General features: G+C 66.9%; 23 protein-coding genes, 1 pseudogene and 1 riboswitch. Of the genes and pseudogenes, 6 read left to right on the top strand and 18 right to left on the bottom strand.

The features are described 5' to 3' along the window. Positions 1-30: 30 nt before the first annotated feature. The 7 genes from ACE3QW_RS13815 to ACE3QW_RS13785 form a co-directional block, all read right to left on the bottom strand. Positions 31-825, bottom strand: coding sequence for a TIGR03084 family metal-binding protein (locus ACE3QW_RS13815; RefSeq protein WP_374251897.1), 795 nt, complete (start codon positions 823-825; stop codon positions 31-33). Beyond that, entirely contained in the window at positions 822-2,018 is a 1,197-nt protein-coding gene (locus ACE3QW_RS13810; RefSeq protein ID WP_374251896.1) for a CaiB/BaiF CoA transferase family protein, read from the bottom strand. The genes ACE3QW_RS13815 and ACE3QW_RS13810 overlap by 4 nt, the downstream gene beginning before the upstream one ends. A 49-nt stretch (positions 2,019-2,067) precedes the next feature. Further along, positions 2,068-3,048: a Bug family tripartite tricarboxylate transporter substrate binding protein gene (locus ACE3QW_RS13805; protein ID WP_374251895.1), complete on the bottom strand. Its 981-nt coding sequence runs from the start codon at positions 3,046-3,048 to the stop codon at positions 2,068-2,070. A 442-nt stretch (positions 3,049-3,490) separates the two neighbouring features. Continuing rightward, positions 3,491-4,357, bottom strand: a complete 867-nt coding sequence (locus ACE3QW_RS13800; protein ID WP_374251894.1) for an NADPH-dependent oxidoreductase — start codon at positions 4,355-4,357, stop codon at positions 3,491-3,493. Positions 4,358-4,402: 45 nt separating this feature from the next. Continuing rightward, positions 4,403-5,815, bottom strand: coding sequence for an LLM class flavin-dependent oxidoreductase (locus tag ACE3QW_RS13795; protein ID WP_374251893.1), 1,413 nt, complete (start codon positions 5,813-5,815; stop codon positions 4,403-4,405). A gap of 11 nt (positions 5,816-5,826) precedes the next feature. Beyond that, the gene (locus ACE3QW_RS13790) at positions 5,827-7,038 is read right to left on the bottom strand and encodes an acyl-CoA dehydrogenase family protein (RefSeq protein WP_374251892.1); all 1,212 of its coding nucleotides are present in this window, start codon (positions 7,036-7,038) and stop codon (positions 5,827-5,829) included. Between the two features lie 35 nt (positions 7,039-7,073). Then, positions 7,074-7,907 carry a MetQ/NlpA family ABC transporter substrate-binding protein gene (locus ACE3QW_RS13785; RefSeq protein ID WP_029558513.1) on the bottom strand — a complete coding sequence of 278 codons (834 nt, stop codon included), beginning with the start codon at positions 7,905-7,907 and terminating at the stop codon, positions 7,074-7,076. Positions 7,908-8,133: 226 nt separating this feature from the next. Between ACE3QW_RS13785 and ACE3QW_RS13780 the strand changes: the two genes are divergently transcribed. Then, the gene (locus tag ACE3QW_RS13780) at positions 8,134-9,363 is read left to right on the top strand and encodes an acyl-CoA dehydrogenase (protein WP_374251891.1); all 1,230 of its coding nucleotides are present in this window, start codon (positions 8,134-8,136) and stop codon (positions 9,361-9,363) included. Between the two features lie 66 nt (positions 9,364-9,429). Here ACE3QW_RS13780 and ACE3QW_RS13775 read toward each other — a convergent pair whose 3' ends face one another. From ACE3QW_RS13775 to ACE3QW_RS13735, 9 genes are all read right to left on the bottom strand, one after another. Continuing rightward, positions 9,430-10,032 carry a nitroreductase family protein gene (locus ACE3QW_RS13775; RefSeq protein ID WP_374251890.1) on the bottom strand — a complete coding sequence of 201 codons (603 nt, stop codon included), beginning with the start codon at positions 10,030-10,032 and terminating at the stop codon, positions 9,430-9,432. Between the two features lie 25 nt (positions 10,033-10,057). Beyond that, positions 10,058-11,227, bottom strand: coding sequence for an LLM class flavin-dependent oxidoreductase (locus tag ACE3QW_RS13770; RefSeq protein ID WP_374251889.1), 1,170 nt, complete (start codon positions 11,225-11,227; stop codon positions 10,058-10,060). A 115-nt stretch (positions 11,228-11,342) separates the two neighbouring features. Then, positions 11,343-12,674: an LLM class flavin-dependent oxidoreductase gene (locus ACE3QW_RS13765; RefSeq protein WP_374251888.1), complete on the bottom strand. Its 1,332-nt coding sequence runs from the start codon at positions 12,672-12,674 to the stop codon at positions 11,343-11,345. A 54-nt stretch (positions 12,675-12,728) separates the two neighbouring features. After that, positions 12,729-13,865, bottom strand: coding sequence for an aldo/keto reductase (locus ACE3QW_RS13760; RefSeq protein WP_374251887.1), 1,137 nt, complete (start codon positions 13,863-13,865; stop codon positions 12,729-12,731). An 11-nt stretch (positions 13,866-13,876) separates the two neighbouring features. Then, on the bottom strand, positions 13,877-14,827 hold the full coding sequence (locus ACE3QW_RS13755; RefSeq protein ID WP_374251886.1) for an ABC transporter ATP-binding protein: 951 nt from the start codon (positions 14,825-14,827) through the stop codon (positions 13,877-13,879). After that, a complete protein-coding gene (locus tag ACE3QW_RS13750) occupies positions 14,808-15,824 on the bottom strand; it encodes an ABC transporter ATP-binding protein (RefSeq protein ID WP_374251885.1) in 1,017 nt (338 codons plus the stop codon). The genes ACE3QW_RS13755 and ACE3QW_RS13750 overlap by 20 nt, the downstream gene beginning before the upstream one ends. Beyond that, positions 15,825-16,865, bottom strand: coding sequence for an ABC transporter permease (locus ACE3QW_RS13745; protein ID WP_374251884.1), 1,041 nt, complete (start codon positions 16,863-16,865; stop codon positions 15,825-15,827). Then, a complete protein-coding gene (locus ACE3QW_RS13740) occupies positions 16,865-17,851 on the bottom strand; it encodes an ABC transporter permease (RefSeq protein WP_374251917.1) in 987 nt (328 codons plus the stop codon). The genes ACE3QW_RS13745 and ACE3QW_RS13740 overlap by 1 nt, the downstream gene beginning before the upstream one ends. A 2-nt stretch (positions 17,852-17,853) precedes the next feature. Further along, positions 17,854-19,500, bottom strand: a complete 1,647-nt coding sequence (locus tag ACE3QW_RS13735) for an ABC transporter substrate-binding protein (protein ID WP_374251883.1) — start codon at positions 19,498-19,500, stop codon at positions 17,854-17,856. A gap of 203 nt (positions 19,501-19,703) precedes the next feature. Here ACE3QW_RS13735 and ACE3QW_RS13730 point away from each other — a divergent pair, with 203 nt between their 5' ends. The 4 genes from ACE3QW_RS13730 (at position 19,704) to ACE3QW_RS13715 (ending at position 22,679) form a co-directional block, all read left to right on the top strand. Further along, positions 19,704-20,678: a TauD/TfdA dioxygenase family protein gene (locus ACE3QW_RS13730; protein WP_374251882.1), complete on the top strand. Its 975-nt coding sequence runs from the start codon at positions 19,704-19,706 to the stop codon at positions 20,676-20,678. A gap of 104 nt (positions 20,679-20,782) precedes the next feature. Beyond that, positions 20,783-21,127, top strand: a complete 345-nt coding sequence (locus ACE3QW_RS13725; protein WP_374251881.1) for a DUF3088 domain-containing protein — start codon at positions 20,783-20,785, stop codon at positions 21,125-21,127. 60 nt (positions 21,128-21,187) lie between these two features. Continuing rightward, positions 21,188-22,243 (top strand): aldo/keto reductase, encoded by a 1,056-nt coding sequence (locus ACE3QW_RS13720; protein ID WP_374251880.1) that lies wholly within the window; start codon positions 21,188-21,190, stop codon positions 22,241-22,243. 220 nt (positions 22,244-22,463) lie between these two features. After that, complete coding sequence (locus tag ACE3QW_RS13715) at positions 22,464-22,679, top strand: cysteine-rich CWC family protein (RefSeq protein WP_374251879.1); 216 nt, start codon at positions 22,464-22,466, stop codon at positions 22,677-22,679. A 155-nt stretch (positions 22,680-22,834) separates the two neighbouring features. On the opposite strand, the gene metE is transcribed toward ACE3QW_RS13715, so the two are convergent. Both metE and ACE3QW_RS13705 read right to left on the bottom strand, forming a co-directional pair. Beyond that, on the bottom strand, positions 22,835-25,192 hold the full coding sequence (metE, locus tag ACE3QW_RS13710) for a 5-methyltetrahydropteroyltriglutamate--homocysteine S-methyltransferase (RefSeq protein WP_374251916.1): 2,358 nt from the start codon (positions 25,190-25,192) through the stop codon (positions 22,835-22,837). A gap of 116 nt (positions 25,193-25,308) precedes the next feature. Next, a riboswitch (cobalamin riboswitch) is annotated at positions 25,309-25,507 on the bottom strand. Between the two features lie 134 nt (positions 25,508-25,641). Then, positions 25,642-26,124 carry a hypothetical protein gene (locus ACE3QW_RS13705; RefSeq protein WP_250167576.1) on the bottom strand — a complete coding sequence of 161 codons (483 nt, stop codon included), beginning with the start codon at positions 26,122-26,124 and terminating at the stop codon, positions 25,642-25,644. 153 nt (positions 26,125-26,277) lie between these two features. Here ACE3QW_RS13705 and ACE3QW_RS13700 point away from each other — a divergent pair. Then, positions 26,278-26,430, top strand: a pseudogene (locus ACE3QW_RS13700) (citrate/2-methylcitrate synthase); the annotation flags it as partial. Positions 26,431-26,511 lie beyond the last annotated feature (81 nt).

Raw genomic sequence — 26,511 nt, 5'->3', positions numbered from 1 at the left:
CAAGCAGGCGTCCTTCTCAGTGCGGTGCGCTCATATCCGAAATCTGCTTCCGGGCGGAGGAGCATCCTGCGGCGCGCCCGCGAAGCACTGGGCGTTCTCCATCCACGTCTGCGCCACGTCCCCCACCACGTTGAGGCGAACATCCTTGATGTTGCGCACCTGCGTGACAACTTGGCAGAACGCCTCCGCGGAGCCGGAGATGATTTCCGAATGAGACTGAGGTCCCCACCGCCAGATCTCACCGGACGGGCTTGTCAGGGCAACATGAGGAACAATAGCCGGAACCTCCATCTTGCGAACGCGGAAACTCCAGCCGAACGTGCTGACCCCAAGCGCCGCAATGCCCTTGATCCTGTCCCGGCTTATTCTGTCCACGCCCAATATGTCGTACACGGCCTGCGCATGTGCCCAGGTTTCCATCAGGCGGGACGTTATCAGGGAGCGGACGCTCATTTCCCGCCCCGCCCAGACCGCTCTGATGGACGGATCGAGATCCGACCAGCGCGCGCTGATCGCGGTCGCTGTTGCCAGCCACTCGGCCCGCAACCGATCGCCCGTGAGGTGGCTGAGACGAACGTCCGTCGCATGGACCAGCGAACTGCCGCTGGCGCGCAATGCGTTTAGGGCGCCGTACTCCGTCTCGAAGGCAGCCCTGTCGAAAATCGCGTGATCTGCCAGGACATTGAAATAATGGATATGTTGAACAACGTCGTTTATTGACCACGATTTGAACTGCGTGATTGTGCCGAAATGTTCTTCATTCTTCTCAAGCAACTTGTTGAAGCATTCGCTTTCCGCACGGAGCGCATCCGCCTCCGGTATCATGAGGCGGCCCCAGGCTCAGCCTGTGGTCGTTGAACGGCGGATCCATCGGAGAGGGCCTTGTCGATTTGCTCAGGGGAAAAACCCCAGCCAAGCAACAGCTCCTTCGTGTGTTCTCCAAGATGGGGTGCGTCCATGGCCTCAAGGTGCCCAGGGTCAACACCCGGTGGCAGCGAGTATGGGATCGGATGATCCATGCCACCTTGCTGAACCCGCGCGATGTATCCGCTGTGCATGATGTCTTCGTCTTTCAGGACGTCGTCGTAGTCCCAGACCGGAGCATGCAATATTTCGTGCGCAACGAATATGTCGATCCATTCACGCGTTGTCTTTTCTTTCAACATGCGCGCGCAGGACGCATTGATCTCGTCCTTGTATTCTCGTCTCCCGTCTTTCGTTGCGTACAACGGCTCATCTTGCAGCTCAGGAAGATTCACGGCTTTTGAAAACCGCTCAAAGGCATCGTCTTCATTGACCGAAAGCGTCATGTAGCCGTCGGCGGTTTCATACACGCCGAGAGGGGCGTAAAGGGACTGCCCGCCACCGTCCAGCTCGTGTTCCGCGAGCTTGCACGCCTGGAGGGCAAGGGCCGATTGGAGCAGGCTGCAATCGATGTAATGGCCGGACGTATTCCCGGAATACCGATGTATGACCGACGTCAGGATGGATTGGTAAGCGTATAGACCGGTGACGATATCCATGATGACCATGTCGACCTTCACAGGCCGGCCGTTTGCGTCTTTGCTCAGGCTTATGAAGCCGGAGTAGCCCTGGGCCACGGAATCAACGCCCGGAAGCCTGCTTCGACGGCCATTCTGACCAAACCCGCTGATCGAAACATATATGGCTTTCGGGTTGAGCGCGCGGACGGAGGCATAATCCAAGCCGAGCTTCGCCATCACGCCGGGCCGGAACGACTCCACGACAACATCCGCATTGGCTGCCGCGGACAATGCGATCTTGCGGCCCTCTTCCGTTTTCAGATCGATGACGATCGATTTTTTGCCGCGATTGTAGATGGCAAAATATGTGCTTGCATCGCCATGTCGACGCCCGAGGCTTCTGGCCCAGTCGCCGTGGCGCGGCTCGATTTTGGTTACGTTCGCACCATGCTGTGCGCAGAGCGCTGTCGCGTAAGGCCCGGCGACGCCCATGGAAAAATCGACAATGTTCAACCCACTCAAAGCCAATGACATGGAGCCGTCTCCCCCTGGCGACACCCGATATTTTTAGAATTTCAGATGTTCATTCGGGTTGGAAATTCGTACTCTTGACGAGCTTTTCCCACGCAACTTCATCTTGTTGAATGAATGCACGAAAATCTGCGCCGAAGAGTGTCCCGGGGCGATATCCTGCGGCTTCAATCTTGGGTCGAGCAGGCCCCTGCAGCACAGACCGGGCGAGCTCGATGATCTCATTCTGGATATCGACAGGTGTTTTGCTTGGGGCGAACAATCCGTTCCATCCCACGCGCTCTTCAATCGGCAGGCCCAATTCTCTGAGAGACGGAATGTTTGGTGCCTGCGGCAGCCTTTCGCGCGTGCTGACCGCGATGGCACGCACCGCGCCGGAGCGAATGGAAGACGTCCAGGTCGGAAGCACATCCAGGGCGAAATCGACACGTCCGGCCAGAATGTCAGGCGCAGCAGCTGTGGAACCTCGATAATATATGGGCGAAGCCTGCAGGCCAGACAGGTTGACCACACGTTCGGTGAAGAACTGAACGGCGCTGCCAACTCCGGGCGATGCGTAGTTCATACGATCCCCCTTCTCCTTGCCGGCCTTCAGAAAGTCCTGCCACGTAGATACAGGCGAGCTCGCGGGGACGATGAGCACCATCGGGTAGTCGAGAATCATCGCCAGTGGCGCAAAATCCGAAAGTGCATATGGCGGCGCGCGGCGAATGCTCTTGAGCATCGTCGTCTCGTTGCTGGTCCCCACGAACAATGTATAGCCGTCGGGATTTGAACGCAGCGTCGCACCCGCGGCCAAGGTGCCGGCAGCCCCGGCGCGGTTCTCAACAACGAAAGGGATGGATGTGAAGGCCCGCGCCCCGTCGGAGAATATGCGCGCGCCGAAATCCGTCGCTCCGCCAGATGGATAGCCAACCTGCAAGGTCACCGCCCGAGTGGGCCACTTGGCCTGCGCAAAAACGCGGTGCGGCGCACCGGCGATTGCCGCGGTCAATGTAGCAAGGACGGTTCTGCGCGTGACATGCATGCCCATGTTGCTCTCTTTGAAACGATCTATGTCGATGGAGTTTCGTGCGCGCCGGCTGCTCAAGCGCCGTTGCATTTCCGGTCCTGATCGGCGCGGAGGTTTCCTGCGCTGCGCGATTTTGCCCCCGCAGGCGTGACGTGAGGTCGCGCGCTGCTCCCGAGCCCTGCCGAAACGCGACGGCCGGCGCCAATGGCGTGCTGGATAAATGAATGGATTATCAAATTTGCTCCACCCCTTCCATTAAGCCATAAGAAAGGTGCATGCCCTTCACGCCGAGGTCGGAAGTCAAGCTACATGAAAAAAATCGAATGAGGAGTCATTTTTTATTTGTCGTTCTGTGACGGGACGCGGCAGCTGGCTTTCCCTCGCCGGAGGAAGTGACGAGGTTCCACGCCGCGCGGGCGCGCCGCCCTGGACGGTCGCCCACGCCTGAACGCGGCCTTTGCCCTCAGCGCAGGCCGAAGCCGAGCGCCGTCAGCGCGTCGCGGATGCGGTCGCGGCCGGCGAGGGACGAGGCGCCGCGCACACGCGGGAGGGCGGCGGCGATCCAGCCGATCTCGGGGATGTTCTGGCCCTTTTGGAACGCCTTCAGCGCCTCTTCGTAATGGTCCAGGGCGTCCTGTGGCAGACTCGCGTCATAGCGCTCGCGGTGGAGCACGAGGCGCTGGGAGAGGCGCGGCTTCACGTCCGCCGGGCGGGCGGGATCGGGATGGCCGATGGCGAGGCCGAATACGCCCACCACGTTGGGCGGCAGGCCGAGCAACTCGGCGAGTTCCACCGGCCGGTTGCGCAGCGCGCCGAGGTAGACGCCACCGAGCCCGAGGGATTCCAGCGCCACCAGCGCATTCTGCGCCCCTAGAGCGGCGTCGATGAAGCCGACGAACAGGGTCTCCAGAAAGTCCAGCGCGTCGGTGGGCTGGGCGTTGCGACGGCCGATCTCCTCCAGCCGCGCGAGGTCGGCGAGCCACACCAGCACCAAAGGCGCCTCGACGACATGCTTCTGCCCGCCGGCGATTTCCGCGAGGCGCGCCTTGGTGGCGGGGTTCTCCACCGCCACCACGCTGAAGGTCTGGAGGTTGGAAGAAGACGGGGCGGATTGCGCCGCCGCCACCAGAGTTTCCAGCAACCCCTCCGGCAGCGGCTCCTGCGTGAAGGCGCGCACGCTGCGATGGCTCAGCAGGCCGGCGATGGTGTCGTTGAGGAGGATTGAGGCCGGCGCCTCGGCCGCGCCGTAGCGGGCCTCCAGCAAAGCGCGGGCGGCGGCGGCTTCATCGGGCGCCAGGGTGGCGCCGGAGGTGTCGGCAGTCTCGGTCATCGGCGGGCAAACTCCATGGGACGGCGCGCGAACGCCCTCGAGCAATCAGGCCGTGGCGCGCGGCTTCTCGGCGACGGCCCCCGCATTCCGGCGGAAGCCGGCGGCGGGGTGGGTGTCGGGCAGGAGGGGACCGCGGCGGAACAGCTTCTCGCGCAGGGTACCCTCATCGTAGGACGTCTTGTAGACGCCGCGATCCTGAAGCTCCGGCACCACGAGATCCACGAACGACGCCAGCGTCTCATGAGAGACGAGGCGGTTGAGGTTGAAGCCGTCCACGTCCGTGTCGCGTACCCAGGAGATGATCTCGTCCGCCACCTCGCCGGGTGCGCCGACGATGAAGGGCGCGCGGGCGCCCGTGGCGGAGAGGGTGGCGAGGTCCTTCACCTTCAGCGGCTCGGCGCTGCGCAGGGTGAGATTTTCCAGCGTGGACTGGATGGCATTGCTCTTCACGTAGGAGATGGCCTCCTCCGGATCGAGGGTGGAGAGGTCCACGCCGGTCCAGCCGGAAAGCAGTGCCAGTTGCCCGGCCGTGTTCACATACTGGGCATATTCGGCCAGCCGGTCGAAGGCCTCGGCGCGGGTGGGGGCGACGATCACCGTCGCGCCGGGGAACATGCGGATGTCATAGGGGTCGCGGCCGAAGCTCGCGGCCGCCGTGCGCACCGCGCGCACCGCCTCGGCGAGGATGGGGCGGGTCTGGCCATTGAGGAAGATGGCCTCCGAATGCTTCGCCGCGAACAGCCGCCCGCGGCCCGAGGTGCCGGCCTGATAGAGCACCGGCGTGCGCTGGGGCGAGGGCTCGGCGAGCTGGATGCCGTCCACCTGGTAGTAGGGGCCGTTGTGGCGGATGCGGTGGACCTTGGCGGGATCGGTGAAAACGCGGGCGGCGCGATCGCGGCGCACGGCCCCCTCCTCCCAGCTGCCTTCCCACAGCTTGTAGACGGCGGCGAGGAAATCCTCCGCCGCCTCGTAGCGCGCATCATGGTCGCGGTTGGCCTTGTCGCCCATGCCACGCGCGCCGCTGTCGAGATAGCCGGTGACGATGTTCCAGCCCACCCGGCCCTGGGTGAGGTGGTCCAGCGTCGCGAAGCGGCGGGCGAACTGGTAGGGGTGCTCGTAGGTGAGATTGGCGGTGACGCCGAAGCCGATGTGCTTGGTGGCGTGCGCCATGCTCGGCACCACGAGGGCGGGGTCGATATCCGGCGTCTGCGCGGCGGAGATCAGGGCCGCATCCGGGCTGTTCCCGTAGACGTCATAGACGCCAAACACGTCGGCGATGAACACGCCGTCGAACAGGCCGCGCTCGGCCGTCACCGCGAGGTCGATCCAGTAGTCGAGGCTGTTGTAGTCGAAGGCGCGGTCGCGCGGATGTGCCCAGAGGCCCGCCCAGGTGTGGCCGGGCGAGGCCATGTTGAAGGCGTTGAAGCGGATGTCGCGGTTAAGGGGTTTCGTCGTCATGTCAGCCTCGCTCAGCTGTAGAGCGGGGTCGGCGTGATGACGCCATTGAGGGCGTAATTGCCCACCTCGCGGGATTTGTAGACCACCGGATCGTGCAGAGTGTGGGTACGGATGTTGCGCCAGAAGCGGTCGTAGCCGTAATGGCCGGCGGTGGCGCGGGCGCCCATCAGCTCGAAGATGCGGGAGGTGATCTCCAGCGCCGTGCGGCTGGAATGCACCTTGGCCGCGTAGATGGCCGCGGCGGCGACGTTGCGATCGTCGGGGGTGATGGCATTGCCCAGCGCGGTCGCCGCCTCGAAGCGCACGCCGGCCACGTCCGCCAGCGCGGTGGAGGCGCGCAGCTCCACGTCGAGATTGCCGTAATGCTCGAGAATGTAGGGATCGAGCCGCGCCTTCTCCACGCCCGAGGCCTGCCACGGACGGGAGACTTCGCGGATGTAGCGGTTCGCCTCGGCCAGCGCGCCCTTGGCGATGCCGATGTAGAAATTGACGATGAGCAGCTGGTGGAACGGCACCACGAGGCTGGTGCGCGGCGGAGGCGGGGCGGCGGGATCGCCGAGGATTTCGTCCGCATCCACCTTCACGTCGGCGAAGGTGATGGTGCCGCTCTCCGACAGGCGCTGGCCGAAGGCGTCCCAGTCGTTGCCGTGGGTCACGCCCTCCCGGTCGCCGGGCACGACGAGCACGGCGAAGCCGTCGCCCAGCTGCGCGCGCAGGGTGATGCGATCGGCGAGCGCGGCATTGGAGGCGAAGGTCTTGCGCCCGGTGAGGCAATAGAAATCCTCCACCGGCACGAGGCGCGATTCCGGATCGCGCGGGTTGGAGGCGCCGCCCCAGAACCAGCGCCCGGCCACCGAAGCCCGCGCCAGCGCCGCCGCCTGCTCGGGGCGCGCCCGCCACAAGGCGTTGGTGAGGTGGAGATAGTGATAGGCGAGCAACTGGGCGATGGAGGCATCCGCCCGGCCGATCACCCGCACGGCGAAGAGCGCGTCGGTGAACGATCCGCCGCCCCCGCCGTGTTCGGCGGAAAAGAGCAGTTCGAGCAGCCCCGCCTCGCGCAGCAGCGCGAGTTCGCGCCGGGGCGAGGCGCCGATGCGGTCGCGCTCGGCGGCGTCTGGGGTGAGCGCGTCAGCGACGCTCTGGGCGCGGGCGGTCCAGTCGGGCCGCGCGGGCGCAGACGGGGCGAGAGACAAATGGGACGGACGGGCGGCAGGCGGGGTCATGGGTCACACTCCTCGATGGGGTTCGGCAGGGGCGCTCACCAGGTGGGGATGAGGCTGCCGTTGAACTTGGCGAGGGTGAAGTCCTTCACCGGCTGCGAGCGGTAGACCGCGATGAACTTGGCGATGCGCGGGTCATCCTTGCGATCCTCGCGGGCGGCGAAGACGAGAGTGAAATAGGGCTTGGCCTCCTCCAGCGTGGTCTCGGCCAGAAGCGCGCTCTTCAGCTGGAGCCCGGCGAGATAGGCATAGTTGGAGGAGACAAAGGCTGCGGCCACGTCGTCCAGCGAGCGCGGCAGCTGGGCGGCATCGATCTCCACGATCTTCAGGTTCTTCGGGTTCTCCGCCACGTCGAGCACGCTGGCATAAAGGCCCGAGCCCGGCTTCAGCTTGATGAGGCCGGCCTTCTGGAACAGCAGCAGCGCCCGTCCGCCATTGGTGGGATCGTTGGGAATGGCGATCTTGGAGCCAGCCGGGATGTCGGCGAAGCTCGTGTACTTCTTGGAATAGAGGCCGGCGGGCACGAGGATCGACTCGTCGAGGGCGACGATGGTGTATCCGCGCGTCTTCACCTGATTGGCGAGATAGGGCCGGTTCTGGAAATTGTTGAGGTCGATGTCGCCGGCCTGCAGCGCCGCATTGGGCTGGTTCCAGTCGGTGAACTCGATGATCTCCGCCTTCACCCCCTGCTCGGCCGATAGCTTCGCCGCCTCGCGGAGGATGTCGCCATAGGGACCGGCCGAGACGCCGATCTTCAGGGGCTTGTCGGAGGCCGCGGCCGGGGCCTGCGCGTTTGCGCCCGTTGCGAGCGTGAACAAGGCGAGGCTGGAGACGACGAGGGCCGCGAGGGAGGAGCGGAAGCGGGAGGTCATGGATCTGTCCTCGGTCAGGATCTGGCGGAAGGGCGCACGAAACCCCGCGTCCCCGCGCAGGCGGAGCCGCTGTGAAGATGTCGTCGGGTCTGCGCGCCGGTGAGGATCGGACCTGCCTAAAAGCCGGCCCGACCTTTATTCTATAAAATTAATAGAATTAGTTTGCACACCGAGGCCGCAGTGTCTATCCCTTTTCGTCATGCCCCTTTCGACGCCGGGAACCGCCATGAACAAACCCGTCATCCCCCTCCCCCCTGTCGCGCCCTCCAGCCGCCGCTCGGCCGATCCCGCCGACTGGCGCGACCTCTTCGCGGAGATCGGTGCCGGCTCCAGCGTGCGCGAGCGCGACCGGGTGCTGCCGTTCGAGGCGGTGGATCTGCTGAAGCAGGCCGGCTTCGGCGCGCTGCGGCTGGCAGAGGCCGATGGCGGGGCGGGCGCGACCTTCCGCCAGACCTACAAATTGGCGCTGGACCTCGCGGCGGCCGACGCCAACGTGGCGCACATCTTCCGCAACCACTTCACCGTAGCCGAGCAATTCGCTCGCCGGCCCTATGATGCGAAGGGCCGGGCCTGGCAGGCGGAGGTGGCGGCCGGCACCCTCTTCGGCCTCGCCTCCACCGAAGCGGGCTCGAACCCGGCCGGCGGCTTCGCGCCCGACACGAAGCTTGATCCCGATGGCGACGGCTTCCGCCTCGACGGCGTCAAATATTACAGCACGGGCACGCTCTTCGCCGATTCCATGCTCATCCGCGCGGCGACGGCGGACGGGCGGCTGGCGGCGGTCATCATTCCCACGCGGCGCGAGGGCATCGAGATCGTCGACGACTGGGATGGCGCCGGCCAGCGCCTCACCGCATCCGGCACCACGCGCTTCCACAATGTACGGGTGGAGGCGGACGAAGCAGTGTTCGACACGCCTAGCCGGGGCTACGGCCTCGCCTATTCCAACACGCAGGCGCAGCTCTTCCTCACCACCGTGGTGGCCGGCATCACCCGCGGCGCGCTGGAGGATGCCATCGCGCTGGTGAAGCGGCGCAAGCGCAGCTTCTATTATGCGCCGGTGCCCACCCCGGCTGACGACCCCTTCCTGCAGCAGGCGGTGGGGCAGCTCGCGGCCCACGCCTTCGCGGCCGAGGCTGTGATCCTCGCGGCAGCCGAAGCGCTGGACCGCGTGAGCGATGCCCGCGACCGGGACGAGACCGCCGAGGCCCTCGCCGCCGAGGCCGCGAAGGCGGCGGCGCAGGCGAAGCTGGTGGTGGATGATCTCGCGCTGAAGTCCGGCGCGCTGCTGTTCGAGACCGGCGGCGCCTCGGCCACCGAGCGGGCCGTCAACCTCGACCGCCACTGGCGCAACGCCCGCACCATCGCCTCGCACAATCCGTCGAGCTACAAGGCGAAGGCCATCGGCGAACTGCTGGTGAAGGGCACGCCGCTGCCGGCCAAAGGCTTTTTCTGATCCGGCGTCTCCCGCCGCGCACCAATGGCCCCGCCTTAACGGCGGGGCCATTTGCTTTTTACGGGGTCATGCCGCCGGGAAGGCGCCCTCGAACACGGTCTCGGCGAGCGGGCGGCGGCCGCTTGGCGTCTCGCCCTTGTGGAAGCTCTCCGGCAGCAGGGACTTGTCGCCGCGACGGCCCAGCGCGACGGCGATCTCCACCTCGTAGTCCTCAGGCACCTTCAGCTCCGTGCGGGCCTTCTCCCCATCGAAGCCGCCCATGCCGTGGGCGTGCCAGCCGAGCTTCGTCGCCTGCAAGGCGAGGTTCGCCCAGGCCGCGCCCGCATCGAAGGAATGGCTGCGCGCCGGCACCGGCTCGCTCGTCCCCGGCCGCACGAAGCTGCGGGCCGAAACGACGAAGACGAGCACCGCCGCATTCTGCGCCCACTGCTGGTTGAACGGCACGAGCAGGCTCAGGAAAGGGTCGAACGCGGGCGTGCCCCGGCGGGCATAGAGGAAGCGCCAGGGCTGCGAATTGAAGCTCGAAGGCGCCCAGCGCGCCGCCTCGAAGATGGAGTTGAGTTCGGCCTGCGGAATCTCCTCCCCAGTGAAGGCGCGGGGCGACCAGCGCTCCAGGAACAACGGCTCGACAGGATGCTCGCTCTGGCGCGGCGGGACGGCAACGGTCATGGCAAATCCTCTGGTGCGGAAAGGGTCACAGCCTCAGGCCGGCCTGCTTCAGCAACGGCAGGATGGCCGTGGCGAAATGGTCGAGGTCGGCGGCGAAGTCATAGAAGTTGAGCTGCACGCCGTCGATGCCGGTGCGCTTCAGTGCGGCGAGCTGGTCCACGACTTCTTCCGGCGAGCCGATGATCTCGATGTTGCCGCCGAGATTGAGCCCCTGTTTGTGCGTCGCATCGCGCCGGCCGAGCCAGGCCACAGCATCGCTGTCATAGCCGCGATGGCCGAAGGAGGTGTGGGTGGGTGCCGGCACCCCGGCGGCGATGGCTCGGGCATAGTCGTGCGCCTCGGCTGAAGTCGCACGGCTCACGATGATGGGGTTGATGATGGCCTTCACCTCCCGCCCCTTCGCCCGCGCCCGCGCCTTGATGGCGGCGACGTGGGCCGGCAGCGTCTCCAGCGCGCTGTCGATGTGCGCGCCGCCCGGGGAGGTGATGAACAGCAGGTCCGAGTGCCCCGCCGCGAAGTCGATACCGGCGTCCGAGCCCGTCGCCGTGACGAGGATGGGCCGGCCATAGAGCGGCTTCGGCGTGATGTAGCCGTTGACGATCTTCCACGGGTTCAGCCGGCCTTCGACGGAATAGTTCTCGCTGTCGCTCCACAGGCGGTGGAGCACGTCGAACAGTTCGCCTGTCATGTCGTAGCGGCGATCATGCTCGATGCGGTTCCAGCCGAACATCTCGTGCTCGATGGCGCGGTGGCCGGTGACGATATTGATGCCCCAGCGCCCCTTGGAGATGTGATCGAAGGTGGCGCCGATCTTGGCGATGTGCAGCGGGTGCCACGGGCCGTAGAGCACATGGAGCGTGGAGATGAGGAGAATGTTCTTCGTGGTCGCCGCCATGGCGCCGAGGGCCACGAAGCTGTCCAGCGAGGCTTCCCCGTCATAGCCGCCCTTGGGCAGCCACTGGGTGCGGGAGAAGGCGATGTCGAAGCCCAGCGCGTCGGCCTTCTCCACGAGGGCGGAATTGTAGTCGTAGGTCCAGCTGTTGCTGGTGGGATGGTCGGAAAAGTGGATGTCCTGAAGGTTCAGGAACAGCCCCAGCATCAAGGGCTGGCGGGCCGAGCGGGAGAGCGGGCTGTCGGGAAAGTCGAGCGGGCCGCGCAGGAGAGGAGCGGCGGCAACGGACGGAAGTGCGGACATGACGGACCTCGCGGGAGAACGGAAATAGCCCCGGCCCCTTCCCCGAGCGACCGGAGAAGGGGCCGGATCCGTGTCGTCGCCAGGGGAGCGCCGGCACGAAGGGATCGGGAATGCCTCAGGCGGTGGCGCGTGCCGCCTCGGCGAACTGGCTCTGCGGCCGCGGCAGGCCATAGTGCTCGCGCAGCGTCCGGCCGGTGTATTCCGCGCGGAACAGCCCGCGCTTGCGCAGGATGGGCACCACCTGCGAGGCGAAGAGATCGAACCCGGCGGCGTACCAGGGCGGCATCACGTTGAAGCCATCCGCCGCACCGCTCTCGAACCAATGCTGGATCTCGTCGGCGACCTTCTCCGGCGTGCCCACCACCACGTAATGGCCGCGCGCCCCGGCGAGGCGATCGATGAGCTGGCGCAGCGTCGGCTTCTCCCGCCGCACGATGTCCACCACCAATTGGAAGCGGCTGGCCACGAGCTTGGCGGGGCTGGCATCCTTGAAGGCGTCCAGCTCCACCACCGCATTGAGGGGGTGGCCGGAGAAGTCCACGCCGGTGATCTGCTTCAGCTGGGAGATGGAATATTCCGGCTGGATGAGGTCGCTGAACGCCTCGTGCAGTTGGCGCGCTTCCGCCTCGGTGGAGCCGATATAGGGGCTGATGCCGGGCAGGATCTTCACATGGTCCGGATTGCGCCCGAGCCCCGCCGCCTGCTTCTTGATGTCGGCGTAGAAGGCCTTGGCGCTCTCCACCGTCTGGTGCGCGGTGAAGATGGCTTCCGCATAGCGCGCAGCGAAGGAGCGCCCGTCGTCGGAGGAGCCCGCCTGCACATAGACCGGACGGCCCTGCGGCGGGCGCGGGGAGTTGAGCGCGCCCTTCACCCGGTAGTGCCGGCCCACATGCTCGATGGGGTGCATCTTGCTGTCATCCGCGAACAGGTCGGAGACGGGATCGGCCACGAGGGCGTCGTCCTCCCAGCTGTCCCAGAGCTTGGTCACCACGTCCACGAACTCGGCCGCGCGGGCATAGCGCTCGGCATGGCTCGGCGTCTCGGCGAGGCCGAAATTGGCGGACGCCTGGGGGACGGCGGTGGTGACGATGTTCCAGCCCGCGCGCCCGCCGGAGAGATGGTCCAGCGAGGCGTACAGCCGGGCGAGATTGTAGGGCTCGTAATAGGTGGTGGAGGCCGTGCCGATGAGGCCGATATGGGTGGTGGCGGCGGCGATGGCCGAGAGCCAGGTCAAGGGTTCCAGGCGGAAGCGCGAGGCGTAGCGGATGTTGTCCACCTGCGCCGGCCCGTCGGCGAAGAACACCGCATCCAGCTTCGCCGCCTCGGCCGAGCGGGCGAGGTCCTGATAGAAGGTGATGTCCAGCAGCCGCTCCGGCCGCGCGCCGGGATAGATGAACAGATTGAGGACGAGCTGCCGCCGCGTGGCGTGGGACGATGGGACTGCCATTGGGATCTCTCCTTTGATCGCTCAAGGCGTGAAGGGGCAGAACATTGGGTTGGCTCAGCCGACGCGGGCGGCGACGCGCGAAGCAACGCGTTCTTGCGCGCGCTCCTGCACCCGCGCCGCCGCATCGCCGCCGCCGGTGTGGGGCGCGCGGCCTTCCACCGGGTGGCTGGGGTCGGTGTAGAATTTCGTGGAGACGTGACCGTCCGGCACGAGGGAGGCCACCAGCGCCTCATCGGCGGCGGTGAAGCCGTAGTCGAGGGCGGCGACGTAATCGTCCCACTGGGCGGCCGTGCGCGGCCCGGCAATGGCCGAGGTGACGAGGCTGTTGTTCAGCACCCAGGACAGGGCAAAGGTCGCCGCCGGAATCCCGGCCTCGGCCGCATGGCGGGCGATGGCCTCTGCGATGTCGATGGATTCCGCGCGCCACTCGGTCTCCAGAATGCGCCGGTCGCCCCGCCCTGCCCGGCTGTCCGCCGCCGGCGCGACGCCGGGGGCGTATTTGCCGGTGAGCACGCCGCGCGCCAGCGGCGAATAGGTGACGACACCGAGGCCGTAATGGTGGGCCGCGGGAAGCTGCTCGACCTCCGCCGTACGGTCCACGATGTTGTAGAGCGGCTGGCTGGCGACGGGCCGGTCGATGCCGAACGCGTCGGCAAAATGCGCCACCTCGGCGATGCGCCAGCCGCGGAAGTTGGAGACGCCGAAATAGCGCACCTTCCCCGCCCGCACGAGGTCCGCCACCGCCCGCACCGCCTCGCCGAGTGGCGCGTCGAAGATGGCGCGGTGGAAATAGAGGATGTCGATGTAGTCGGTGCCGAGCCGCTTCAGGCTCGCCTCCGCCGCCTCGATGATCCACTTGCGCGAGATGCCCTGCCGGTTCGGCCCCGCGCCGCCGGGATTGGCGAACTTGGTGGCGAGCACATAGGCATCCCGATCGCCCTTCACCGCGCGGCCGACGATCTCCTCGGTGCGCCCGTTCTGATAGGCATCCGCCGTGTCGAGGAAGAAGAAGCCCTGCTCCTTCGCCTTGTGGATGATGCGGTGGGACGTGGCCTCGTCCGTCGGCCCGCCGAACATCATGGTGCCGAGCGCCAGTTTCGGCACCTTCAGGCCGCTCCGACCCAGATAGCGATACTCCGGCGGCGTCACGGGGGCTTTCGGAAAGGCGTGCGCGGTCACATGGGCGGTCATGGGCGAAATCCTCAGTGAAGCGCGTCTTCAGGCGCGTGATGGCAGGCGACGGCACGGCCGGCCCCGAGGGGGCGCAGCGCGGGGTCGGATTGGGTGCAGAGGGGCGTCGCCAGCGGGCAGCGCGGATGGAAGCGGCAGCCGGGCGGCACGTTGCGCGCGCTCGGCAGATCGCCGGAGAGCGGGGCGGCATGGCGCCGCCGCCCAGGCGTCGGCACGGCCTCGATCAGCGCGCGGGTGTACGGATGGAGCGGGCGGGCGAAGATGGACTGCCAGGAGCCCGTCTCCACGATGCGGCCGAGATACATCACCAGCACCCGGTCGGCGAAATAGCGCACCACCGACAGATCGTGGGAGATGAAGAGATAGGAGAGCCCCAGCTCCGCCTTCAGCCGCGCCAAGAGGTTCAGGATCTGCGCCTGGATGGAGAGGTCGAGGGCCGACACTGGCTCGTCGCAGATGACGAGGCGCGGCGCGAGGATGAGCGCGCGGGCGATGCCGAGCCGCTGGCGCTGGCCGCCGGAGAATTCGTGCGGATAGCGCGACAGCGCCTCGCGCGGCAGCCCCACCCGCTCCAGCGCGTCCCCCGCCGCCTTGAGCCGCTCGCGGCGCGGCACGAGGCCGTGCACCGCCAGAGGCGCTGTGAGGATGTCGGCGATGGACTGGCGCGGATTGAGCGAGGCGAACGGGTCCTGAAACACGATCTGCGCCTGCCGGCGATAGGCCTTCAGCGGCGCGCCTTGAAGGCCGCCCACGTCCACCCCGTCGAACACCACCCGCCCAGAGGCGGGGGACACGAGGCGCATGATGACCTTGGCGAGGGAGGACTTGCCGCAGCCGCTCTCGCCCACGAGACCCACCGTCTCCCCCGGCGCCACGGCGAAGGACACGCCATCCACCGCGCGCAGCACGCGCCCGCCGGACTCGTAGCCGGCGTGCAGGTTCTCAACCGACAGCAAGGGCATGGCGCGCCTCCCTTTGTGCTTCCGACGTGGTGACGGGGCAGGCGACGAGATGGCCGGGCGCGACCGCATCAAGGGCCGGCACGGCGGCGCGGCACAGTGCCCGCGCGTTCGGGCAGCGCGGGGCGAAGGCGCAGCCCTCCTCCCCCGCCGCCGAGGCGATGGAGCCGGCGATCTCGGCGAGCGCGCCGGCCGAATAGTGCTGGCCGGCATCAAGCCGGGGCGAGGCCGCGAGCAGGCCACGCGTGTAGGGATGGAGCGGCGCGCCGAACAGGGTTTCGAAGGGCGCGTCCTCCACCTTGCGGCCGGCATACATCACCGCCACCCGGTCGGCCCATTCGGCCACCACGCCGAGGTCGTGGGTGATGAGCAGGAGGCCCATGGAGAGGTCGCGGCGCAGGGCGTCGAGCAGGTCCAGCACCTGCGCCTGAATGGTCACGTCCAGCGCCGTGGTGGGCTCGTCGGCGATGAGCAGGCGCGGGGCGCAGGCGACCGCGATGGCGATCATCACCCTCTGGCGCATGCCGCCGGAGAGTTCGTGGGGATAGTCCCCCGCGCGCCGTGCAGGCTCGGGGATGCGCACGAGGTCGAGCAGTTCCACCGCGCGGGCAAAGGCGGCGCGGCGGGACAGGCCCTCGTGCAGCCGCACCACCTCGGCCACCTGCTGGCCGATGGAGAGCACCGGGTTCAGCGAGGTCATGGGCTCCTGGAACACCATGGCGATGTCCCGTCCGCGCACCCGCCGCAGGGCGCGATCCTCCAGCCGCGCGAGGTCGGTCACGGCGCCATCGCGGCCCCGGAACAGGATTTCGCCGGAGGCGATGCGGGCGGCGTCGGGCAGGAGGCGCATCAAGGCGAGCGCGGTGAGCGACTTGCCCGATCCGCTCTCCCCCACCAGCGCCACGGTCTCGCCCGACGCGACCGTAAGGGAGAGACCGCGCACCGGGGTGGCGCGCGGGAAGGCGATGGAGAGGTCGCGCACGTCAATGAGCGGCGCCATTCACCCCTCCCCGCCGCGGCGCGGATTGAGCGCCTCGTTGAGGCCGTCGCCGATCAGGTTCAGCGACAGCACGGTGAGCACGATGGCAACGCCGGGGATGGCGCTGAGGAACCACGCCGTGCGCAGGAGGTCGCGGCCGGTGCCGATCATGGAGCCCCAGCTCACCACGTTGGGATCGCCCAGCCCCATGAAGGAGAGCGCGCTTTCCATGAGGATGGCGGTGGCCACCGTGACCGAGGCGAGCACGATGACCGGCGGCAGGGCATTGGGCAGGATCTCGCGGAAAATGATGCGCCCATGCCCGAAGCCCAGCGCCCGCGCGGCGGCGACGAAATCCTTCTCCTTGATGGCGCGAAACTGTGCCCGCACGAGGCGCGCCACCTGCGGCCACGACACCGCCGCGATGGCGAGCGCGATAGCTGGCACCGAGGGCTGGGCGATGGCCACCAGCACGATGAGCAGGATGAAGCCCGGCACCGTCTGGAAAATCTCGATGAGTTTGGAGAGCACATCGTCCACCACGCCGCCGAAATAGCCCGCCGTGGCGCCCACCAGAATGCCGGCGAGGAGCCCCGCCAATGTCGCGGAGGCCCCCACCAGCAGGCTCACCCGCGCGCCGTGGACGAGCCCGGCCAGCACGTCGCGCCCCAGCGCGTCGGTGCCCAGCGGAAAGCGCGGGTTCTGGCCCGGCCACTGGAGCGGCCGGCCCGCCATCTCCAGCGGATCGTCGGGGAAGAGCACGGGGGCAGCCAGCGCCGCCCCCACCACGACGGCGAGGATGAGGAGGCCCGCCACCGCCGTGGGATTGGAGAGGAACACGAGCAGCGCATGGCGCCGGCCAACGGGTGCCAGCCGCGCCACGTCCGCCGTCACAGTGCGGGCAGCATCCGGCGCATGGACGTTGGGCCAGAAATCCGGCTCAGGCTGCGCGGCTTGAGCGCGCTCGGCGCCCAGCGCCGCGGCCGCCGCGCGGTCCTCGGCGTCGGATGCGCGGGGGTTTGCGGCGAGGCCGCCGCTGGGGAAGGTGTCGGTGCCGTGCATCAGCGCACCTCGATGCGCGGATCGAGCGCCGCTTGGAGGATGTCGATGGCCGCGTTCACCGCCACCACCAGCAGCGACGACAGGAGCAGGATGCCGAGCAGCACGTGAAAGTCCCGCCCCATTACCGCCTCGTAGGCGAGCCGGCCGAGGCCGGGCCAGCTGAACACGGTCTCCACCACCACCGCCCCGCCCATGAGGCCGGCGAGGTGGATGCCGGCCATGGTGGTGACGGGGATGAGCGCGTTCCGCAGCACGTGATCGCGGGTGACGGCGAAGGGCGAGAGGCCCTTGGCACGGGCCGTGCGCACATGGTCCTGCGTGCGCACCTCGATCATGTCGTCGCGGGTGAGGCGGGCGTAAATGGCCACATAAAAGAGGGCGAGGGAGAGCGCCGGCAGGATCTGGTAGCGCGCCCGGTCCAGCACCGCCTCCCAGCCGGTGAGGTTCGCGCCGATGGTCTCGGCCCCGCCGGTGGGCAGCCAGCCGAGCTTCACCGAGAACAGAACGATGAGCATCAGCCCGATCCAGAAGCTCGGGATGGAATAGAACAGCAACGCGAGGACGCTCAGCACCCGGTCCGTGGGCCGCCCGGCGAACGTCGCCATGAGCGCGCCGAGCGTGATGCCGATGAGGAGCGCGAAGACGAGGGCGAGGCCCATCAGGCTCAGTGTGTTGGGCAGCCGCGCGGCGATCAGCTCCGCCACCGGCTGGTTGTAGCGCGGCGAGACGCCGAGGCTGAAATGGGCGAGGTTCCAGAGATAGCCGCCGAGCTGTTCCGCCACCGGCAGATCCAGCCCGAACTTGGATTTCAGCGCGGCAAGCGTCTCCACCGTCGCCGCGCCCGCCTCGCCGGCCAATGCGTCGGCCGCATCGCCCGGCGTCAGCCGCAACAGGAAGAAGTTGAGGATGAGAATGCCGATGACGGTCGGCACCGCCTGCAGCGCCGTGCGCCGCACGGCTTTCAGGATGCGGGGCAGACGGCGCATGGTCATTTCTCGATCCACACGTCGGCGAAGGAGGCATCGACGCCGGTGACGCCGATGGTATGGTTCTTCACCTTCCGGTTGAAGATGGTGACGCCATCGACAGCGATGAGGCCGAGGGCGGCGACGTCCGCGTAGACCACCTTCTGGAAATCGAGCCATAGCTGGCGGCGCTTGGCCGGGTCCGGCTCGATGGCCGCCGCCTCCAGCAGCCGGTCCACCTCCGGGTTGGCGTAGTGGGAGGCGTTGGAGAAGGGCAGGCCCACTCGGAAATTCTTCGACCACAGGGTGCGCTGTACGCCAAGGGTGGGGTCGAACAGGTTCTGCAAGGATTCGAGCGTGAGATCGAAGTCTCGGCCGGTATAGGCCTTCTGGATGTAGGTGGAGAAATCGAAGAACTGGAAGTCCACGGCGATGCCGACCTTCGCCAGCGCCTGCTTCACGAAATCGCCCGCCGCCTGGGTGTTGAAGGGGTTGGCATAGAGCTTCAGCGCGAAGCGTGTGCCGTCCGCCTTGCGGGGATAGCCGGCCTCGTCCAGCAGGCGGTTGGCGGCCTTCAGGTCAAAGCCGTAGGGCTTGAGCGCGGGGTCGTAGAAGGCCTTCAGCTTGGGGCTGATGACCGAGGGCGCCACCGCGCCATAGCCGTAATAGACCACGTCCAGGAGCTTCTGCTGATCGATGGCGTGGGCGATGGCGAGGCGTACCCGCTTGTCCTGAAGGATGGGCCGCTCGAAGTTGAAATAGAGCTGGGTCATCCGCCCGGCATATTCATAGCCGCGCGTCTCGGCGCCGAGCCCCGGCAAGGCGGAAACGCGGGCGAGGTCCGCATAGGGCACGGGCGGACCGCCAGCGAGATCGAGCTCACCCGCCTCGAACGCCGCCGAGCGCGCGCTCTGGTCGGCGATGAAGCGCACCACGATTCGGTCCAGATACGGCTTGCCCTTGTCCCAGTAATCGGGATTGCGCTCCAGGATGATGTGGCTGCCGCGCACCCATTCCCTGAAGATGAACGGGCCGGTGCCGATGGGCGCCGCGCCGTTCTTGTTGGTGAGCGGATCCGTCCCCTCGTAGATGTGCTTCGCCACGATGGGCGATTCGTTGGCGTCGAGAGCAGTGAGGAGATAGGGCGCCGGCTTCGACAGGCGGATGATGGCGGTGTGCGGATCGGGTGTCTCCACCGCCGTCACCGAGGCGAAGGTGGCGCGGCCGCGCGGGTGGCCTTCCTTCAGGAGCTGGATGGAATAGGCCACATCATCGGCGGTGAAGTCCCGCCCGTCGTGCCACTTCACCCCCTCGCGCAGCTTGAAAATGTAGGTCAGCCCGTCGGGGCTCACGCTCCATTCCGTCGCCAGCGCGGGCTTGGGGTTGAAGTCGAGATCGTAGGTGAGGAGGCCCTCCGTCACCTTGGGCGACACGCGCTGGGTCGGCCCCGCCGTATGGGCGATGGTCACCAGCGTCGAGGGTTCGTGCTCCACCAGAAAGCGCAGCACGCCGCCGCGCACCGGCTGGGAGGCGACCTCGGTCTCCCCAGCGAATGACGGCGTCCCGGCCGACGCCGCGATCACGCACGCCGCCGCCAGAAGCCCCTTCAGAACCGCCCGACGCGGAGGCGGGGCGAGGAACGGGAATGCGTCTGCGGGCGGCGGGGCCATGCCGGGTCTCCTTGGCTGCGGGAAGCGCGATGGGGGCATCGCGAGACCCAACGATATGGCCCGGCTCCGGGGCGTCAATTATTTTTTGATAAAATCGATGAAAAAGATAGATTATTGTCGAGCCGCCCGCGTCGGGGACCATCCGGCGCGCCGGCGCGTGCGGCCACCGCCCGCGCCAACCGCCTATCAGGAAAGGAAAACCGATGCCGAGCGCCGCGCCCATCTCCTCCAGCGAAGGCGGTTTCGTCGACCTGCCGCCGCGCCACATCGCCGTGCATCCCCTCACCGGCCACATCGGCGCGGAGATCGAGGCGCCGGACCTCTCCCGCCCGCCGTCGCCGGAAGTGGTGGACGAAATCCGCGCCGCGCTGCTGAAGTGGAAGGTGGTGTTCTTCCGCGACCAGCCGCTGAGCCATGCCGAGCATGTGGCGCTGGCCTCGGCCTTCGGCGCGCCCACCATCGGCCATCCCGTGTTCGGCTTCGTGGAAGGCTATCCGCAGGTCTATTCCATCGGCCGCGACCGCTTCGCCACGCGCCATACCGGCGAGCCGCTGATCCGCCCCTGGACCGGCTGGCACACGGACGTGACCGCCGCGGTGAACCCGCCCGCAGCGTCCATCCTGCGCGGCGTCACCATCCCGCCCTATGGCGGCGACACCTTCTGGACCAACCTCGCCGTGGCCTATGAGGCGCTCTCCCCCACCCTGCGCGGCTTCGTCGATACCCTGCGCGGCATCCACGCCTTCGCCCCGCCCGAGGGGCAGGCCGGCACGGCCGACTTCAAGGAGAAGAACCGCCGCCGTCCGCTGGTGAGCGAGCATCCTCTGGTGCGCGTCATCCCGGAGACGGGCGAGCGGGTGCTGTTCGTCAGCCCCTCTTTCCTCAAGAGCATCACCGGCCTCACCCCGCGCGAGAGCCAGCAACTGCTGGAGCTGCTGTTCGAGCACATCACGCGGCCGGAATTCACCGTGCGCTTCCGCTGGCGGCCGGGCTCCATCGCTTTCTGGGATAACCGCACCACCGCGCACCTCGCCCCGCGCGACATCTATGCGCTCGACTTCGACCGCCAGCTCTACCGCATCACCCTCAAGGGTGATGTGCCGGTGGGTGTGGACGGGCGCCCGTCCACCATCATCGAGGGCGAGCCGCTGGAGGCCTTCACCGCCGGCACCGCCTGACGCCCTTTTTCCCCTCCTCCCCGCCTCACGGGCCTGCGCCTCACCCGCGCGGGCCCGCCTTTTTCATCAGCCCAGGTTTTCCCTGCCACCGGACGCCCCACCCCATGAGCCGCGACTTCCTCATCCTCCTCGCCCCCGGTTTCACTGATCCGCAGAAGCCCGGCCGGCGCTTCTTCTGCCCCGACTGCAACCAGATCGAGGGGGTGCTTGCGAGTAATCCGGGTCTTGCCAGCCGCATCACCGTGAAGCGCGTCTCCTTCCTGCGGCCGCGCGCCGAGGTGGTGGCGCTGCTCGGGCCGGACAATCAGGGCCTGCCCGTCCTCATCCTAGGCGACGCGGCGCCCCTCCCGGCGGATGCGCAGGCCTACGGCACCTACCGTTTCGTCACCGACACCCGCCGCATCCTGGAGCTGATCGCCGAGCGCCACGGCGTTCCGTTCCCGCATTGACGCGGCCAGCCCGCGCAGCCACCCTCCGCGCCGTTCCCTCCTGTGGATTTCCATTTCCCCATGCTTGATTATCGCCCCCTCGGGCGCACCGGCATCACGGTGTCGTCCATCGCGCTCGGCACCATGACGTTCGGCGAGCAGAACACCGAGGCCGAGGGCCACGCCCAGCTCGACATCGCCCGCGACCGCGGCATCAATCTCATCGACGCTGCCGAGCTTTATCCTATCCCGCCCAAGGCCGAGACGCAGGGCGCCACCGAGCGCATCATCGGCTCCTGGCTGAAGGCGCGCGGCAGCCGCGACAAGGTGGTGATCGCCACCAAGGTGGTGGGCCGCTCGGACGCCACCTATTTCCGCGCCGACGGCACCACCACGCGGCTTGATGCGAAGAACATCACCGAGGCCGTCGAAGGCTCGCTGAAGCGCCTCGGCACCGACTATATCGACCTCTACCAGCTTCACTGGCCCGATCGCGCCGTGCCCCTGTTCGGCCAGCGCGCCACCACCCGCGCGCGCGGCGGCGGTGATGGCCCGGAGGTGACGGTGGAGGAGACGCTGGCCGCCCTCGATGCCTTGGTGAAGGCCGGGAAGGTGCGCCATGTCGGCCTCTCCAACGAGACCGCCTGGGGCCTATCCGCCTTCCTCGCCGCAGCGGAAAAGGGCATCGGCCCGCGCGTCGCCTCGGTGCAGAACGCTTACAACCTCGTGAACCGCACCTATGAGACCGGCCTTGCCGAATTCCACCAGCGCGAGGACGTGGGCCTGCTCGCCTATTCGCCACTGGCGCAGGGCTTTCTGACAGGCAAATATCTCGACGGCGCCCTGCCCGCCGGCGCCCGAAAAACGCTGTTCAACCGCACCCAGCGTTACGAGAAGCCCGGCACGGAAGAAGCGGTGCGCGCCTATGTAGCCCTCGCCCGCGAGCTGGGCCTGACGCCCGCCCAGCTCGCCCTCGCCTTCGTCACCAGCCGGCCGTTCGTGACCTCCAACATCATCGGCGCCACCACCCTCGCGCAACTGGAGGAAGATCTCGGCGCGCTCGACGTGACCCTGACGCCGGAGATCGAAGACCGCATCGACGCCCTGCACCAACTGCACGGAAACCCTGCACCCTGAACGGTTTCGCACCGCCGTCCGCAGGTGGGCGGCGGTGCATCCGGGGCGTTCAGGCAGAAGCCGCGCAGCGCCCGGCCCATCGGCCTGACCAGGTTCTGAGATAGAGCTTCCATCTTCCATGATGGGAAGCAATATGATCGTCTGCGGGTTACACCGGTCCCAGTTTCAAGAGGCTGCCAGCGCTGGGACGCCGATCCGCGATTAAGCGCGAGGCGATGCCGTGCCTGTTGTCGTTCCGATCCGTCGGCTGCTCTGCGAAAGATGCGGCGCTGAATTCACGTGCGGATCGGCGTCCTCCGGTTCCGATTCATGGTGCTGGTGCCAGGATCTGCCAAAACTGGAGGTCAGGCAGGCCGAAGGGGATTGCCTTTGCCCAGAGTGTCTGCAACGCGAGATCAGGCATCAGCAGCCCGGACGACCCCCCTGCAAGTCCTGACTACCCTTTCGAACGCTCACCTGCTGCAGAGGACGGACCCTTAGGTATGCTGCGCCGCCCGGCTGGCGGATTTGAACGATGCGCGATCCAACCCGTGGTCAGGCGGCGCCTTCATGGCAGGCGCAGGCTGTCCGCCCGCGCCTGCCTGTTTCGGATCAGTTCGTGGCTGACCTGATAGCCCGCGCGGCGGCGACCATGTTGACGAGCGCGGGCTTCACCTCCTCCCATTTGCGGGTCTTCAGGCCGCAATCGGGATTGATCCAGATCTGGCTGTCGTCCAGCCGCTGGCGGGCACGGGACAGCAGATCCGTCATTTCGGAGACGGCGGGCACGCGGGGGGAATGGATGTCGTAGACGCCGGGCCCGATCTCGTTCGGGTACTTGTAGCTGCGGAAGGCGTCGAGCAGCTCCATCTTCGAGCGCGAGGTCTCGATGGAGATGACGTCCGCGTCCATGGCACCGATGGCATCGATAATGTCGTTGAACTCGGAATAGCACATGTGGGTGTGGATCTGCGTCTGGTCGCCGACGCCGGACGAGCACAGACGGAAGCACTCCACCGCCCACCGGAGATATTCACCCCACTGGCTCCGGCGCAGCGGCAGTCCCTCGCGCAGGGCCGCCTCGTCGATCTGGATCATGGCGGCGCCCGCCTGCTCCAGATCTTCCACCTCGTCGCGGATGGCGAGGGCGATCTGCCGGCATGCAGCGCTGCGCGGAAGGTCATTGCGCACAAACGACCAGTTGAGGATGGTGACCGGCCCGGTGAGCATACCCTTGAGCGGCTTCTGCGTCAGCGACTGGGCGTAGCGCCACCACTCCACGGTCATGGGCGCCGGGCGGGCGACGTCGCCGAACAGGATGGGCGGCCGCACATAGCGTGAACCGTAGCTCTGGACCCAGCCGTGCTTGGTGAAGGCGAAACCGGAGAGTTGCTCGCCGAAATACTGAACCATGTCATTACGTTCGAACTCGCCGTGGACCAGCACGTCGAGGCCGATGTTCTCCTGCCACCGCACTGCGCGCGCGGTCTCCTCGCGCAGGAACTGGGTGTAAGCGTCATCGCTGAGCGCACCCTTGGCATGAGCCGAACGGGCCTGGCGCACCTTGGCGGTTTGCGGGAATGAGCCGATGGTGGTGGTGGGAAAGGCGGGAAGGCCGAAGCGCTTGCGCTGGAGTTCGGCACGCGTGCTGAACGGGCTCGTGCGGCGGGCCATGGCGGCCGTGACCGCGCTGGTTCGTGCCGCGACTGCCGCGTTGTGCACCTTGGGCGAAGTCCGACGCGCTTCAGCTGCCGCGGCGGAGGCATCCAGCGCGTCCTTCACCCGCACGCGGTCCCCCGAAAGCGCGGCCGAGAGCACGGCAAGCTCGTCCATCTTCTGCAGCGAGAAGGCGAGCCAGGACTTCAGGTCCGGATCGAGATCGGTCTCCTGCTCGAGATCCACCGGTACGTGGAGAAGCGAGCATGAGGGAGCAAGCTGCACATGATCGGTGCCGCGCCGTGCAACCACTCGCTTCAGACGTTCCGCGAGCGCCGGCAGGTTCGCACGCCAGATGTTGCGCCCGTCGATGGCCCCAAGCGACAGCACGAGGCCCGGACGGGCCTTCTCAACCACCGCCTCAAGCTGTTCCGGCGCACGCACCAGATCCACATGGAGGCCGGCAACCGGCAAGGACAGGGCCGCATCGAGATTGTCGCCGAGCGCGCCGAAATAGGTGGCGAGCATGATCTTCAGGTTGGGCAGAGCGTGCGCGATGGAGGCATAAGCACGCCGCAGGGCGTCACGCGCAGCATCGTCGAGATCGAGCACGAGACAGGGCTCGTCGATCTGCACCCACTCGGCGCCGTTGGCGGACAGGCGGCGGAGCACATCCACATAGACCGGCAGGATGTTGCCGAGGAGGCTCAGGGGATCGAAGCCCGCCTCCTTGCTCTTGCCGAGCTTCAGGAAGGTGACGGGTCCGAGCAGTACCGGCCGGGTTTCATAGCCGAGGGCTTTGGCCTCGCGATACTCGTCCACCGCCTTCAGGCTGGCGAGCTGGAAGGTCTGGTTCGGAGCGAATTCCGGCACCATGTAATGATAATTGGTGTCGAACCACTTCGTCATTTCCTGCGCCGGCGCCCCCTGCCCTGCACCTCCGTCCCGGTGATGGGAATGGCCACAGGAGGCCTCGGACGCCGCGCCATCAGCGCCCCGGGCCATGGCGAAATAGACCGAGAGCGGGACTTTTCCACCGCGCCAGCCATAGACTTCCGGAATGGCGCCGACCATCACGCTGGTGTCCAACACCTGATCGTAGAGAGAGAAGTCGTTGGACGGGATCACGGTCACGCCGCGCGCCTTCTGGCGGGCCCAGTTCGCGGCCCGCAGGGACGCAGAGACGTCCAGCAGCTCCGCGTCGCCGGTCTTCCCGGCCCAATAGCTTTCAAGCGCCGCCTTCAGCTCCCGGCGTGGACCGATGCGGGGCGTCCCGAGCGTGGCCACGGGAATGGCGGGGGGTGGTGTGGTGATGGTCGTCACGGCTCTTCAACCCTTCCGTTGAATGGGCGAAGGCCATGGCAGCCGCGTCAGGGCGCGGTGGGCGCGAGCCAGCCGAGACCCAAGCGCACCACCGGGACACCCCGCCCGAGTACGTATGTTGTCGGGGCAGGTCTCCTGGCTCACGGGTCTCGGCCGGTCGTCCGTCTTCCCAGGATTGCTCCCAGTGACACGAATGGACGTCAGCTCGCCGCTTACAGTTGCGGGGGCAGCGCCGGCATTAAACCGGCTTCCCTCTTAGCTCCGGTGCCACAAACGGCCCAGAGAACCACGACGCGGTCAACGTACGCGCCAAACGCCAGCACGTCAACGACATATAAGGACATCTTTATATCGGAAAATGGAGATCGAATGCTGTGTGGACATGGGTCTCGGCTGGATTGGAGGAATGCCTTCGGGACGACTTCGGCGAGGGGGAGCCACTACAGGGCATCCTGAACCCTCCAACCGGAGATAATCTCGGGGTTCGCCTGAATGCTGGCGATATTTGCAAATGGAAACATAGGGAACTGAATTGTGCGGTCGCCATGGTCGGTTTTTTCCCGGCCGCAGGTGGGAAGGCGCCCATCCTTGTACCAACGAATGCGCTCTCTGGGAGTGATGCCAAGAGCCCTGTCAACGGCTTTCGGGGTAAGCGGGGCGAACAGTATCTCGCCGATACGAGTCTCCATCCGCTTGGTAAACGCCTCAAGCCGGCGCTCTCCGGGATCGGGAACCCTGAACGATATCCATCCTTCGCCAACCGCATAATCACCGCCGTCGAGCTTTCGCGCCATGAGCCTCGCGAGGCCTTCCGATGCTCTGATGCGGCGGTCTCGATCGATGGGTGGGAGATCATTCCATGTGAGGCGAACCAACACATGTGCACCCTCTTTTTCCGTCGTCACTCTGCCGGGCTGACCCATGTAAAACCTCGACAAAAGCTTGCACTAGACAACAACTTCGCTGCCACGAGAGAAACTTGAGCCTTGGGGGTCTCCATGCCCGCGGAACGCGGCAGATTTGGGCGATTTAGATTGCTGTTACCCTTAAATCCTAGACCACGTGCGGTCATATCCGTCATCGCCCGCACGTCGGGTTGGAGCGCGCACATTCTGGAGCAGCGCGCCGACAACAAGATCATCCGCCCATCGGCCAATTATGTGGGGCCAGAGCACCAGGTGTTCGTGCCGCTGGAAGCGCGCGGTCGCGCCGCCGTCCGCGCGGCCTGAAGGAGAGACACATGCCCTATCTCGTCGCATCCGATCGCCCCGCCGCGCCTGCCGGCGCCCGCTTCCGGGCCCTCGTGGAGG

Source organism: Xanthobacter sp., assembly GCF_041911315.1.
GTDB classification, from domain to species: Bacteria; Pseudomonadota; Alphaproteobacteria; order Rhizobiales; family Xanthobacteraceae; genus Xanthobacter; species Xanthobacter aminoxidans.
The sequence above is the reverse complement of the archived record's forward strand: the minus strand, read 5'-3'. Positions and strand labels throughout refer to the sequence as shown.

Coding starts and splice junctions, on each gene's coding strand:
- ACE3QW_RS13775 (WP_374251890.1), bottom strand. CDS start 10,032: ATGACCGTTGCCGTCCCGCCGCGCCAGAGCGAGCATCCTGTCGAGCCG.
- ACE3QW_RS13705 (WP_250167576.1), bottom strand. CDS start 26,124: ATGGGTCAGCCCGGCAGAGTGACGACGGAAAAAGAGGGTGCACATGTG.
- ACE3QW_RS13745 (WP_374251884.1), bottom strand. CDS start 16,865: ATGCACGGCACCGACACCTTCCCCAGCGGCGGCCTCGCCGCAAACCCC.
- ACE3QW_RS13720 (WP_374251880.1), top strand. CDS start 21,188: ATGCTTGATTATCGCCCCCTCGGGCGCACCGGCATCACGGTGTCGTCC.
- ACE3QW_RS13725 (WP_374251881.1), top strand. CDS start 20,783: ATGAGCCGCGACTTCCTCATCCTCCTCGCCCCCGGTTTCACTGATCCG.
- ACE3QW_RS13760 (WP_374251887.1), bottom strand. CDS start 13,865: ATGACCGCCCATGTGACCGCGCACGCCTTTCCGAAAGCCCCCGTGACG.
- ACE3QW_RS13735 (WP_374251883.1), bottom strand. CDS start 19,500: ATGGCCCCGCCGCCCGCAGACGCATTCCCGTTCCTCGCCCCGCCTCCG.
- ACE3QW_RS13755 (WP_374251886.1), bottom strand. CDS start 14,827: ATGCCCTTGCTGTCGGTTGAGAACCTGCACGCCGGCTACGAGTCCGGC.
- ACE3QW_RS13770 (WP_374251889.1), bottom strand. CDS start 11,227: ATGTCCGCACTTCCGTCCGTTGCCGCCGCTCCTCTCCTGCGCGGCCCG.
- ACE3QW_RS13765 (WP_374251888.1), bottom strand. CDS start 12,674: ATGGCAGTCCCATCGTCCCACGCCACGCGGCGGCAGCTCGTCCTCAAT.
- ACE3QW_RS13795 (WP_374251893.1), bottom strand. CDS start 5,815: ATGACGACGAAACCCCTTAACCGCGACATCCGCTTCAACGCCTTCAAC.
- ACE3QW_RS13780 (WP_374251891.1), top strand. CDS start 8,134: ATGAACAAACCCGTCATCCCCCTCCCCCCTGTCGCGCCCTCCAGCCGC.
- ACE3QW_RS13750 (WP_374251885.1), bottom strand. CDS start 15,824: ATGGCGCCGCTCATTGACGTGCGCGACCTCTCCATCGCCTTCCCGCGC.
- ACE3QW_RS13730 (WP_374251882.1), top strand. CDS start 19,704: ATGCCGAGCGCCGCGCCCATCTCCTCCAGCGAAGGCGGTTTCGTCGAC.
- ACE3QW_RS13790 (WP_374251892.1), bottom strand. CDS start 7,038: ATGACCCCGCCTGCCGCCCGTCCGTCCCATTTGTCTCTCGCCCCGTCT.
- ACE3QW_RS13785 (WP_029558513.1), bottom strand. CDS start 7,907: ATGACCTCCCGCTTCCGCTCCTCCCTCGCGGCCCTCGTCGTCTCCAGC.
- ACE3QW_RS13800 (WP_374251894.1), bottom strand. CDS start 4,357: ATGACCGAGACTGCCGACACCTCCGGCGCCACCCTGGCGCCCGATGAA.
- ACE3QW_RS13810 (WP_374251896.1), bottom strand. CDS start 2,018: ATGTCATTGGCTTTGAGTGGGTTGAACATTGTCGATTTTTCCATGGGC.
- ACE3QW_RS13740 (WP_374251917.1), bottom strand. CDS start 17,851: ATGCGCCGTCTGCCCCGCATCCTGAAAGCCGTGCGGCGCACGGCGCTG.
- ACE3QW_RS13805 (WP_374251895.1), bottom strand. CDS start 3,048: ATGGGCATGCATGTCACGCGCAGAACCGTCCTTGCTACATTGACCGCG.
- ACE3QW_RS13815 (WP_374251897.1), bottom strand. CDS start 825: ATGATACCGGAGGCGGATGCGCTCCGTGCGGAAAGCGAATGCTTCAAC.